The sequence below is a fragment of the Stenotrophomonas sp. GD04145 genome (genome assembly GCF_029835135.1).
Classification (GTDB): domain Bacteria; phylum Pseudomonadota; class Gammaproteobacteria; order Xanthomonadales; family Xanthomonadaceae; genus Stenotrophomonas; species Stenotrophomonas maltophilia_P.
The window spans coordinates 26,586-39,283 of sequence record NZ_JAODZG010000014.1 but is presented as its reverse complement, the minus strand read 5'-3'; the positions used below and the strand labels follow the sequence as shown (position 1 = coordinate 39,283).

Annotated in this window: 9 protein-coding genes; all 9 read right to left on the bottom strand. The window is 63.8% G+C overall.

Features of this window, described 5'->3' with window-relative positions; translation table 11 throughout:
• Positions 1–89: 89 nt before the first annotated feature.
• A complete protein-coding gene (locus N7367_RS09740) occupies positions 90–677 on the bottom strand; it encodes an SUKH-4 family immunity protein (protein ID WP_065175611.1) in 588 nt (195 codons plus the stop codon).
• A 177-nt stretch (positions 678–854) separates the two neighbouring features.
• A complete protein-coding gene (locus N7367_RS09735) occupies positions 855–1,208 on the bottom strand; it encodes a hypothetical protein (protein ID WP_279942273.1) in 354 nt (117 codons plus the stop codon).
• Positions 1,198–1,722: a hypothetical protein gene (locus N7367_RS09730; protein WP_279942272.1), complete on the bottom strand. Its 525-nt coding sequence runs from the start codon at positions 1,720–1,722 to the stop codon at positions 1,198–1,200. Before N7367_RS09730 ends, N7367_RS09735 begins: the two co-directional genes overlap by 11 nt.
• Positions 1,723–1,775: 53 nt before the next feature.
• Positions 1,776–2,276: an SMI1/KNR4 family protein gene (locus tag N7367_RS09725; RefSeq protein WP_279942271.1), complete on the bottom strand. Its 501-nt coding sequence runs from the start codon at positions 2,274–2,276 to the stop codon at positions 1,776–1,778.
• Position 2,277: 1 nt separating this feature from the next.
• The gene (locus tag N7367_RS09720) at positions 2,278–6,708 is read right to left on the bottom strand and encodes an RHS repeat-associated core domain-containing protein (protein ID WP_279942270.1); all 4,431 of its coding nucleotides are present in this window, start codon (positions 6,706–6,708) and stop codon (positions 2,278–2,280) included.
• A 19-nt stretch (positions 6,709–6,727) separates the two neighbouring features.
• Positions 6,728–6,856, bottom strand: a complete 129-nt coding sequence (locus N7367_RS09715) for a hypothetical protein (protein WP_006441023.1) — start codon at positions 6,854–6,856, stop codon at positions 6,728–6,730.
• Positions 6,853–8,469: a hypothetical protein gene (locus N7367_RS09710; protein WP_279942269.1), complete on the bottom strand. Its 1,617-nt coding sequence runs from the start codon at positions 8,467–8,469 to the stop codon at positions 6,853–6,855. The genes N7367_RS09715 and N7367_RS09710 overlap by 4 nt, the downstream gene beginning before the upstream one ends.
• A 19-nt stretch (positions 8,470–8,488) precedes the next feature.
• Entirely contained in the window at positions 8,489–10,732 is a 2,244-nt protein-coding gene (gene tssI, locus N7367_RS09705; protein ID WP_279942268.1) for a type VI secretion system tip protein TssI/VgrG, read from the bottom strand.
• Positions 10,733–10,932: 200 nt separating this feature from the next.
• A complete protein-coding gene (gene recJ / locus N7367_RS09700; RefSeq protein WP_279942267.1) occupies positions 10,933–12,690 on the bottom strand; it encodes a single-stranded-DNA-specific exonuclease RecJ in 1,758 nt (585 codons plus the stop codon).
• Positions 12,691–12,698 lie beyond the last annotated feature (8 nt).

Genomic DNA, 12,698 nt, shown 5'->3' with positions numbered 1-12,698 from the left:
GCGATGGCTCTGGAAGATATTGCTGCCGGACGCCACCCAGTGGTCGTCCGGATTCTGCTGCCCGAATGTCGCCTTACAGGACCGACATCTCAAACAAGGCCATCCTGGATCTGTTCCAGAACAATTGACCACCGTGACCCTTCCGTCAGTGCAGCGGCATCAAGCCTCCTCCACTCCGACACCAGCGTCCTGATCGCCCTACTGCGATCGAATCGCGGCTTTGCAGAGCGCTTGGGAATCTCACCCCGCTCGAATGCCTCCAGCCGGGCCTGCATCTCCGCCTGGGAGTAGACCATCGGACCGGAATCATCCGCCTTTGCCTGGGCCTGGAATGCCTCATACGCTTCGAGAAACCCAAGGAAGCTCGACAGGCGTCCATTCACGATCTGACGTCCGCCATCGCCCACGGCAAGTACCTCGCCACTCGCCGACAGGCACAGCAGCAGATCCTCGCCCCATGGCTCTCGCGCGATAGCCAGAAGTCCGGTGCCATCGATCTCGACCACGTGGGGCACTTCGAACTGAACAACAGGTACATCGCCCGGCAGCCGTGAAGGAAGCCCCAGCCGAAGCATCAGCTCACTCGTCGACGGTTCCAGTCCGAAATCCCGAAGGACCTGGGCACTCACCTCCAACGAACCCGAGGCATAAACGCGGGAGAATGCAGTTTCAGTCACGCATGAACCTCATGCAGTTTCAGCGGGCACGGATCGACGCCGCGACGAGCGATTTCCCCGAACACCTGGCTTCCGCGGTCCCCGGGGCACCGGTACCGCCTCGCACAACCCGCCGGATGGTGCGCAGCGGCACCGATCCACCTGGCTCAGCAGACCGGCACCGCACATGCAATGTGGCTAGGTCGTCGCCCCGATGGTGCGCTTCTGAAGCGATTCGATCTTTGCCTGTATTTTCTTCAGACCCACCTTTCCGCAACCCACGAGCGTCAACTCACGAAGCGCGGAAAGATCATTGATGACCTCGATGTTGGCAATCTTCTTGCAGTACTGGATATCCAGTTTCTTGAGCTGCTCGAGCCCCACCAGTGCACGGATGTCTGTCAGCGAACTCAGATTCTTCAGCCATACCGACGTCAACGCGGCAAGTGTCTCGATGCCATCGAGGCTTTTCAGCTTCGTGCCACCCAACAGTCCCAGGCGTTCGAGGCCACCAGCCGATGCAGACAGGATGTTGAAGATCTCACCATCCACGGGGACATTCAGAATGTTCAGTTCTTCCAGAGGCAGGGCCAGGGCCTGCCTGAGATTCTTCAATGACCTGTCTGGATAGAGCGATAAGTACTTTCAACGCGGGGAAGCTTGATGTGTCGAAGCGCACCGGCACGTCGACATACAGCGTCCTCAGATTGGGTAGCACAACGCCCGGCCAGGCCAACGTCCCCGTGCCAAGATGGATGCTCAATGCCTCGATGCTCTCAGGCAGAAGCCCCTCCTCGAGTCCATCCATGATCGACGGTGCGATCGATCCCGGCCCGATGCTGAGCGTCTTGAGACCCCGCATTTCCCTGAGGATCTCCGGAAGCGCTTCGAGCTTGTCGCCGGGAGGTGACCAGAGGTGAACCTGCTCGATCCGGGCGAGCCTCTCAGTGTTGAAAGGGGCGTTGAAGAACACCAGCTCAGCACCCGGAGTCGGGAATGCTGCTTCGTGTCTGCCATGCATCAGAACAACTTTCTGCACGCGCTTTCCGATCTGGCCGATGCCCACGTGCTGCATCCGCGTCTGCGCGCCAGCGGATGCTGCCGGTGCGCACCCGGCAACTAGCGCCCAAAGAATAGTTCGTCGTACTGGCCATTCATCGCCGCAGTGAGAAATTCGTCGAATGTCTCGGCAAGCCTAGTAACACTTTCAAACTCGGGCTCAACGCCGTGCACAACCGCCCCAGAGCTCCGGCCCAGCCCAACGAATTGATAGTCTCCGTCGACCGCCATAAAAATCGGCAAATACTCTGCCCAGAACTTTCGAACATCCTCGCCATCAGCATCCGTCATTGCAGCGTCAATACTCATCTTCTCAAACTCATCCCAGGAGAACGCGCCATCCGAGGCACCCGCAAACTCCTCGATTGAGACGAACCACCGTGACTCATCCTTGTTCGAGAGCGATGTGAAATTCGAAAGAAACTCCAAGTAAAAGGCCGGAACATCTGCATTTATCGAATCATCGATAACAGGTGGCGATCCATCACCACCATCCCTACCAACCAAAATCCAGCCCTTTCCCACAAGAAAATCCAGGAAATTCGAATACAGAATATTCATATCAGCTCCTACACTGCGCCTTTATCACATTTATTATTCTTCTCTGCAATCCAGTTGCAGCACTATGATTCGGATTCTTAATCTTTCTCGTTTCATTCGTAATCGTTAGTACCTGCCCCTCTGGCCCACCCAGCGCCAAGCCGTGAGGATGATGGCCACCGGATTCTCCAGGTTTAGCGCGAATAACGTCCACTTCCGATTTCGGCCGATAGAACACGGGCGTACTATCCGGGTCGATGCCCTGCCACTCAGGCGCGCTCTTGAATTTATCCCTAGCCTCCTGCAATAGATCTGGGTAATCCTTCAACCACTCAGCAAGTGTTTTTGTTACATAGAGCCCCAGCGCATCAAACCAGCGAAACGGATTCCTTGCATATCCATATATGTTTACTCCACCAGCAATAGAAATTGGATCCTCTGAAACATACGAACCCGCGTGCGGATCGTAATAGCGATATCTATTGTAGTGGAGGCCGGTTTCAAGGTCCGCGTACTGCCCTTGGAATCTGATGAAGTTGTGAACCCCGTCATCGAAGCGTTCCTCATGCAACTTGCCCCAACCATCATACGAGCCTGACCAGCCGCACCTCCCGTCGCGACAAAGCAGCCGGATGGGCCGTCCATTAGGATCAACTTGATAGACCCATACCTCCTTGCCCGGCTGGTTTTCCTTGACCTTGGCACCTGAAGATCCCAGCTCGCCCACTAGGCTTGAAACGGGATCGGCAAATGCCGCTTCACTGTGAAGCGGCTCGGGTGGCTTTTCACCGCGCTCGACCACCTCGGCGGCAATGATTAACCCACTTGAGCCCAATGATGCTCCACCGCCCAACAAACCGATACCGCGTTTACTGGCCCCAACTGTGGAACTCACTGGTATTGAAGCACGATTACGATGTAGCAGAGCATCTGCGCCGCTCGCTGCGGGAGTTGGAGCACTGCTAGTTGCGCTTACGCCCCTGCTGGAGCGCTCTACAACCAACGCCAACGGCACAAACGTACCCGGGTAGTACACATACTCCCGCACCCGCTCATGCAGCCTCTCCAGCTGCCGCTGCCGACGCCGTACCTCGACCAGGCTGCCCACATTCCCCACCCACACCGGCGCCGCCTCTTCGGCGTCATTGGCCTGCTGCACTTCGCCCAGCAACGCATCACCATCCCAGAAGAACCACGTCGTCTGCGTCGGGTTGCGCTTGAACACCCGCCGCCCCAGCGGGTCATAGCCGTAGTACGTTGACTGCCCGTTGCGGCGGCTCTCCGCCAACCGATGGTTGGCATCCCAGATCAGCGTCAGGTCATCCGGCGCATCCCCTTGCGGTGCGCCCTTGCGCACCAGATCACCCGCCCGGTCAAACACGTAGTGCACGCCCTGATAGGTGCCTTCGCGCGTCCAGGTGGTCAGGTCGTCGTCGTCGCCGCCTACCACCTTGCGCGCCTGCACCTGCTTCACTTCGGTGCGCAGCCGGTCGCCGGCCGGATCGTTGAAGTAGCGCTCGACCCTTCCCTTCGGGTCGATATGCTGCAGCAGGCGCCCGATCGCGTCGTAGCGGTACTCATCGACGCCCTGTGCGCTGTCGCTACGTTTGGTCAGGTTGCCACTGCGGTCGTAGTCGTAACGCGTCTCGAACAACGGGGCGGCATCTTTCAACACCGACTGTGAGGTCAGCAGGTTGCGGCTGTCGTAGGTGAACTCGCGTTGCAATTGCGGGCTCAGCTGCTCGCGCGTGGTGCGGCCCAGCGCGTCGCGCTCCATCGAGATCGGCGGCTCGTCATTGATGGCCACCGATACGGTCTGGTCGCGCAAGTCGTAGCCGAACGCTAACCGATTGCCGGCAGCGGTCTCGCGCAGTACGCGGTTGCCTACTTCATCATAGGCATAGCCGACGCGGAACCCGTCCTGCAGTTCCTCCAGCAATTGCCCCAGCGGGTCATACCGGCGCTTCACTGTACGCACCGGATTGCGCAGCTCGACAATCTGGCCCTGCACGTCGTAGACAAAGTGTTCCTGTACCTGCTGTCCAGGATGGCGTACATCCGGCAGCGTCTTGCGGGTGATGCGCCCGAGCTTGTCGGTGGTGAAGGCGATGCGCTGGCCCAGCGGATCCACGGTGGCGGTCAGTCGTCCGGCCGCGTCATAGGTATAGCGCCGCGACTGCCCCCAGTAGTCCACTTCCTCGACGATGCGGCCCAGCGCGTCGCGCACCAGCTGATAGGTTTCGCCGCGCTGGTTGATGACCGCGATGAGCTGCTCTTCGGTGTCGTAGCGGTACTCCACGCTGTGCCCATCGGCCTGCAGGCGCTTGCTGATCTGTCCGATGCCCACGTACTGCAGTCGCGTCTGCGCGCCCGCTTCGTCGGTATAGCGCAGCAGCTGATCTTCGGCATCATACTCGCAACGCACACCGTTGCCGTCGGGGCCAGCGGTGGCCAGTAGGCGTCCCTTGGCGTCGTACTCGTAGCGGCTGACCTGCCCCAGCGGGTCGACCTGGCGCAGCAGGTTGCCGAGTGGATCATGCTCAAACCGGCTCTGATGGCCCAGCGCATCGATAACCGCGGCCACCAGTCCATGACGGTCATAGCGCAGTTGCGTGACCGCGTGCCGTGCATTGGTCTGCGCCTGCAACTGGCCCTGTGCGTCGTAGTCGAAGCGGGTGGTTGCACCCAATGGATCGGTCTGGCTGACCAGCAGGCCCTGGCCATTGTAGGTCTGCTGCCAGTCGACACCATCCGGCGTACGCAACGACACCATGTGGTCGTCCAGGTCGTACTCCATCTGGATCGACGTGCCATCGGCGCGGGTCAGGCAGACCAGGTTGGCATGCGCATCATAGGCAAACGCCGTTCGCAGTCCTTCCGGATCGGTCACCGCCACGGTCCGCCCGAAATCGTCGTACTCGAACAGCGTCACGCCATCGAGCGGATCGATCTCGCATAGCGGCAACTGGTTCTCGTCAAATTTGACCACGCTCAGGTGGCCCAGCGAGTCGGTTACCCGGGTCTCGCGCAGCAGCGCGTCGTACTCGAAGTGATAGTCGTACAGGCCGCCGTCGCCCCACGAGTGCACCACCCTGCCCTGCGCGTCGAACGCGTAATGGAACGACAGGCCAACACGGTCGGTGTGCCGCACCATGCGGTGCTGTTCGTAGGCGAAGGTGCGCGGAGCTCCAAGCGCATCCACCGCTGCCAGCAGGTCACCCTCGCCGCTGTAGCGATAGCTCACCAGCGGATGCACCAGGCCGGTGGCCGGGTCATGCAGCGCCATGCGGTCGATGCGACCGTGCCGGGCCTCTACTTCAATGAAGCGGCCCTGCAGGTCACCGATGCCACTCTCGACGATGCGCACCAGATGGCCGTCGCGACGCTCGAACCGCCAGTGGTTGCCGTGGGCATCCTCGATGCGCTCGATCGGCCAGGACTGTGGATTGGGCAGCGCGCTGACACCTGCAGGCAGCTCGCCACCGAACACGTACTGCAGGCCGTTCTTGAAGCGCACCCGCCACTGCCCGCGCCGCCTCAGCAGGCGCGCGCCATCGACGAAATCGAGAATCGCCCCGGCCTCTCCCTCGGCGGGCGGCAGCTCGGGGAAGAACGCGACCTGGTCGGGGCCGGACAGCCAGACGCTGCCGTCGGCCAGCAGCTCCAGGCGGATGTCTGCCGGCGTCTGCCAACCCGCGCCGCACAGACCCGGCGCGCCCGCGTGGCGCGAGCCGTAGCTGCGTTGCCAGGTGAGTGGCAAGCGGCCCGGAACATCGAAATCCTGGTGGTTGACCACCACGCTGCCATCACGGATGTCCACCGGCTCGGCGCGAAGCACCTTGCACTTCAGGAAACCCGAGGGCAGGTTTCCCCACTTGCCCCGCCGCCAATTGGCAAAGGCATCCATCTTCTTGCGGAAGAACGCACTCTTGCGCAGCTTGCCCAGTCCGGCGAAGGCGGCGCGGAACGCGAGCGCGGTCCATGACACCGTCGGCGGTCCTCCCACCTTGACGCTGGTGGGAATGGCCACGTTCAGGCCGGTCGGCAGTGACATCGCCCGAAGTGGCTTCTTCGGCTTCTTCACCCGGAACGGGTTGATCATGCCGGCCAGATTGCAGTCCAACACCGGCATCGCCAGCCGCGAGAACGGCTCGCCATCGGCCGACACGGTACGACTGCCCATGAAGATCTCTTCGCCGTCGAACTGAGGGCCCATCGGTGCCGCCAACGGCGGCCCCCACACACCGAGCGGGATGTGGATATCCAGGCCGCCGGTACCGGCGGTGCCGCGATGCACGCCGTTGACCTTGATGGTCGAACCGATGAACGGGATGTAGTCGAACGGATCGAGCACCAGGCCGATGTGCGGCGTCGGCAGCGGGCACGGCGGCACCGCATACATGTGGATGTCGATACCCAACTGCGGATCGAAATGCTTGGCGGCGATGCTCACGGCAACACTCCCTGTTGCTTTACAAGGCGCGGAACAACGCGCGCAGGAACGCCTTCACTTCGTCACGGTACTCGGCGCTGATCCAGGTCACGACGATGATGCCAAGCACGATGGCCACCAGCATCACCACGGTCTTGTTCGACTTCATGCAACAGCCACTCCTGTAACGGCGGGCCCGGCAGGCGCGGCCACGGGCGGCTGCAGCAGGCCACTGGGATCGGGCAGCGGCTGCATCGCCGGGGGCTCGCTCCACACCGGAATCTCGTGGTCGAGCGGGTGTTCGATCGCCGGCAGGCCGTTCCAGCCCGGGTCGAGGAAATCACGGCCAACGGCCACGATCTTGCGGAAGAATTCGTCACCGCCCTGGATCAGCCGCTCGCGTTCCTGCTGCGCACGATGAAAACCGCGCTCCAGCGCGGCATCGAGCTCGGCGTCGATGGCATCCAGCGCCGGACGCGGAGGACGCGGGCCGAGTGCGCGCCCCTGCGCGTCCGCCTTCTCCAGCAGGCCGGTGCTGGCCTGCAGGTAGTCAGTGGCGACCTGCCGCAGTTGTTCGCAGCGTCGTGCGTCCTGAAGCTGCAGCAGATCCCACAGTGCCTGGGGCAGCGTCGTCGCCTTGCGGTCGGCCGGCGCCAGCGGCTTGGCGATGCGGATCGCCTCCAGCAGCTGCGTGCGCGCCGCCTCTCGCTGGCCCGCCTGCACGTGACACCAGCCCGCCATGCGCTGGCCCTCCAGTGCGAACATGGGGTGCGGAATGCTGGCTGCGGAAGCGGATGCCTGCAGGTAGGTGTGTGCCGCACGCTCGGGTTGCTTGGCCGCCAACCAGCAGCCCGCTTCACCGAACCAGCTCTGCATCACCAGTTCCGGCGCGGCAGGATTGCCGCTGGCACGTGCACCTTCGGCGGCGCTGCGTGCCTGCCGGTAGCTGTTGATCGCCTGGCTGTGATCGCCATGTTTCAGCCAGGCACCAGCCACCATCATCTGCACCACCGACTGCTGGTCCTGCCAGCCATGCCGCTGCGCCAGGCCCTGCGCGCGTCCGGCGCGGGCCACCACCTGCGACGGACTGCCTCGCTCCAGCAGCAGCATCAGGTCCGCCAGCAGCTGCCGGTACAGCACTTCCGGACCGCGACCACCGGATTGCGCGGCGGTATCCCGGGCAATCGCAAACATGTCGACCGGTGCGGTGACCACCCGTGCGGTCCTGGCATGACGCTCCAGCAGCGGCTGCCAGCGCGGGTCCTCTTCGGTATCCACCAGCACCAGTCGCAGGCGCTCTCCCGGCGCAGCGGCCAGCGCCGCATCCAGCCAGCGCTCGAAGCCTTCACCGGGCACGCAACGCTCCGGTTCCAGCACGGCAGCCAGCAGGCGCAGATGCTCGCCGTGATGGTCGATGAAACTCTCCAGCACATCGACCACACCCTGCGCGCTGTCCGGATGCGCCTCGCTCGGGCCACGCCAGCCCAGCGGCACCTGCTGCGCGCGCAGCTCGTCCTGACTGGCCAGATAACGGTCGAGCAGATCCTGCTTGACCTGCCGGCTGTAACGGAAGCCCAGCTCATAGGCGGTATCGATGCGCAGGAAGCAATCCGGCGTATCACGCCCTGCGTCGTTGCGCTGCATCTCGAAGAACGCGGCCAGCAGGCGGCTGGCGGCAGCCGGCAGACGCCATACCAACAGGCGCCTGCTGCTGTCGGCGCTGGCCTCCAGCCAGGCGTCGCGCAATGCGTTCAGGCCGCGCAGCATGGGGGTGTCCTGCATGGTGTATCTCCCGTGCTGTTCAGCAGTTGAGCTTGATCTCGCTGCCGTTGACTGACACACCGCCTGCGTCGATGACCACTTCCGAGCCACCGGCGGTGATCTTGATGGCGCTGTCGGTGATCTCGATGACAGAGCCACCGACCTTGGTGGACAGCTTGACCGCCGACTCCAGGCTCATCGCGCCATCCGAGCCCTGGCTGTGCGTACCGGTCACATCCTGGCTGAAATTGCCGGTGACATCGATCACCCGCTCGCCGACATTGCTGTCGTCGACCTTGCCCTGCACGCTGCGCTTGTCATGACCGGTAATGGTCACCTCCCGCGCGGCATTCAGCGTCTCCGTCACCAGTCCGCCAACCGTGCGACTGGAGGTCGAGGTGACGGTCTCGGTCCACGTGCCGGTGCGCTGGCTGGTGAAGTTGCCGGTCAGGGTGGTCTTGAAGTCGCCGGTGATGGTTTCGGTATAGCCGGCCGCGGAGATCGTCTTGGTTTCCCCTGCTTCGTACTTCTCGGTCACCGCGCCGGTCACATTGGTGGTGCGGGTGCCGGTAACGCCGAGCGTGTCGGTGCCGGTGACCGTGATGCCACGGTTGCCGCCCACGCTGATGTCCTGGTTGGCGCCGACGTCCATTCGATGGTTGACCGACACCGATGTGGACTTGTTGTTCTTGACGCTGGCGTTCTGGTCGTTGAGCACGGTGGTGACCATGTCACGCTGCGCCCGCATGTTCAGCAGCTCGCCACCGGCGCCATCATGCATGGTGATCTCATTCCAGCCCGCGCCCTTGACCGTCTTCGACTTGAGGCCGCTCACCTCCATGCCGAACGGCGGCATGTTGTCCTCGTTGTAGACACGACCGGTGATGATGGGGCGGTCCGGGTCGCCATCGAGGAAATCGACGATCACCTCCTGGCCCACGCGCGGCGGCGACACGCCACCCATGTCGGCGCCTGCCCACGGACTCGCACTGCGGATCCAGCACGAGGCATTCTCGCGGCGATCGAGCTGGCGGTCCCAATGGAACTGCACTTTCACCCGGCCGTAGCGGTCGGCATGCAGTTCCTCCCCCGGCGGACCGACCACGGTGGCGGTCTGCGGACCCGGCATGCGTGGCCATGGCGTCCGCCGCAGCGGCCTGTAGGGGATACGACGGCGCAGCACCTCGGCCTGCACTTCGACACTCGGGGCTTCAGCGCTTCCGAAATCGGCGGCGAAATTGTTATGGCCTTCCCGCTGCACACTCACCACGAAGAAGCTGCGGTCGGTATCGTCACGTCCGATGAAATCCGGGTGCCGCTCCAGTTCGAAGCAGGCGCCGGCGTCGAGCTCACCGGCGTTGCCCGCGCACTCGAACAGCTTGGTCGGCCACGCCACTTCCTCGTTGCGCACCGCCGCCAGCGCCTGGCCAATGCGGCTGTTGGTGAAACGCGCCGCACCGTCGTAGCGGTACTGCTCGAGCGGCGGCAGCAGGCCCAGCGGCACCTGGTTGCCCTGGTTGCCATCCAGCGTCTGGCCCGGCTGCTTGAAGTCGAAACTGCGCAGGGTCTGCACACTGGGCCCGACGCGTCGGCGTGCACCCCAGCGGTGCAGACCGGTGCTGGCCAACGTGCCCTGGTCGGACACGAACGCGATGGGCTGCGGTTCGCCGTGCGCGGTGCTCAGCGTTGAATCGTCGCTGATCACCATCGTATGGCCCTCTTCGTCATGGACGAAGCTGTAGTACAGGCCGGCATCTTCCAGCAGGCGACTGACGAAGGCGAAATCGGACTCGTTGTACTGCACGCAGTACGGCAGCGGCGGCAGCTTGCCGGCATTGAGGTCGTAGCGGAACTTCGCCAGCTGTGCGTAGCCCTGGAACACCTCCTCGATGATCTGCAGCACGTTGCGGTCCTGGAAGATCCGGCAGTTGCAGGTGTAATCGAGGAAGGCGAACCAGGGCGCGAGCTCGGCCCGGTAGGCACTGAACTGGGCCTGTTGGCCGGTACTGGCGAACTCGCGAACGTAGCCGTGCACGCTGCGGTTGCCGAATTCATCGCCCAGCTGCAGGCGCAGCGGCTGCCCGACCAGCTGTTTCAGTTCCAGCCGCGGCTGGACCGACAGCAGTTCGATACGGTAGGCGAACGGGTTGGACACCGCCTCGCTGCCCTCGAAACGCTTGACCAGGAAAGTGTCCGGATCCAGAGCGGTTTCGACGCGGATCAGGCGTCGGTCCTGGTGCAGGCGCTGCAGTGCGGCGCCGGGAAGCAGTGATTCGGCGTACATCGGGCGTTCCGTCGTCCCATGTTGGTCGTGGCCCGACTTTGCCACCGGCAGGTGACATGCGCCAGCTTTTTGACGCTTTTGCCTCTGGATAAAGAGATGAATTCATTAAGGAAATTCAAGGAACTGCGAATTTCCTCACATTTCCTTCCCCGCGACCCCGTCGCCAACGGTGGCCCCGGCGGGAGTGCGCGAACGCTGCCTCACGCCGGCAGGCAATGCTCGACAATCAGCTGGATGGCGCTACCACCGCGATAGTCGTCGCAGGCCAGCCGATAGGCCAGATGCACATGGCGGCTCGGCGCATTGCCGTGCCAGCCGCCAAAATGGATCGCGTTGATCGTGCCAGGCACGCCAGGCAGGCGCAGTTCCAGCTTGAGGTGGCGTTCCTTCAGCACGCGCCAGTTGGCCACCTCGAAATGGCCATCGAACAGCGGCTCCGGGAAGCCCTGCCCCCAGGGACCGGCCAGGCGCAGCGCATCGGCATGGCGATGGTCGAGCTCGTCCGCTGCCAGTTCGCCGTCGCTGAGCACCTGCTGTTGAAGTGCCGCTGGGTCGAGCATCTCCAGCACGACGGCAACGAAGGCCGCCTTGAAGGCGTCGACATGATCGAGCCGCAGGCTGAGGCCGGCCGCCATGGCGTGACCGCCGAAGCGCTCGATCAGGCCGGGATGTCGTGAATCGACCAATGCCAGCGCGTCACGGATATGCAGGCCCGGAATCGAACGCGCGGAGCCACGCAGGGTGTCGGCACCGGGCTCGGCCGGCGCGAAGGCGATCACCGGCCGGTGCAGGCGATCCTTCATCTTCGAGGCCACCAGACCGACCACGCCCGGATGCCACTCGGCATCGAACAGGCATGCCGCCACCGGCCGCTGGCCGGAGGTATCCAGCACGACCCGCGCCAGCGCCTGCTCCGCGTCGTCGGTCATCGACTGCTGCACGGCGCGGCGTTCCGCATTGATCTGCTCCAGCGTCTGCGCGATCTCCCGCGCCTGCCGCGGGTCCTCGGTCAGCAGCAGCGCGATGCCCAGCGCCATATCTACCAGCCGACCGGCGGCATTCAGGCGTGGGCCCAGGGCGAAGCCGATGTCGGTCGCGGTCAGCCGCGCCGCGTCGCGCCCACTGGCTTCGATCAGCGCCTTCAGGCCGACACAGCCCTGCCCCGAACGCAATCTGCGCAGGCCCGCACTGACCAGTGCGCGGTTGTTCGGATCCAGTGCCACCAGGTCGGCGACGGTGCCGACCGCCACCAGGTCCAGCAGCGTGGTCAGGTCCGGGCCCTTGCCATCGGCGAACACGCCGGCCTCGCGCATCCGCCGGCGCAGCGCCATCAGCACGTAGAAGATCACGCCGACACCGGCCAGCGACTTGCTGGGAAATGCGTCGCCATCCAGGTTCGGATCGACGATCACGTCGGCCGCAGGCAACTGCGGGCCCGGCAGATGATGGTCGGTGACCAGCACCTGCCAGCCACGCGCCTTTGCGGCCGCGACGCCGGCATGGCATGCAATGCCGTGGTCGACGGTGACCAGCAGGTCCGGCTTCAGCGCGGCCAGTTCCTCCACCAGCGAGGGCGACAGTCCATAGCCGTGCACCATCCGGTTGGGCACCGCATGGAAGACATGCTGTGCGCCGAGCATGCGCAGGCCGCGCACGCCGACCGCACAGGCGGTAGCGCCATCACAGTCGAAATCGCCGACCACCAGGATGCGCTTGTCATTGGCGATGGCCTCGACCAGCAGGTCGACCGCAGCGTCGATGCCGGTCAGCAGTTCGGGGGCATGCAGATTGCCCAGCTTCGGCAGCGCCAGTTCCGGCGTCCCCGCGCCACGGCTGGCATAGATACGTGCGAGCAGTGGCAGCGTTCCCTCCGGCCATGCAGCCGGCGTAGCTGCCTCACGGCGTCGGATTGTCGGCGTATCGGAAGACGGCAGCGCTGGATCGGCGGCAAGGGACATCGGCATCG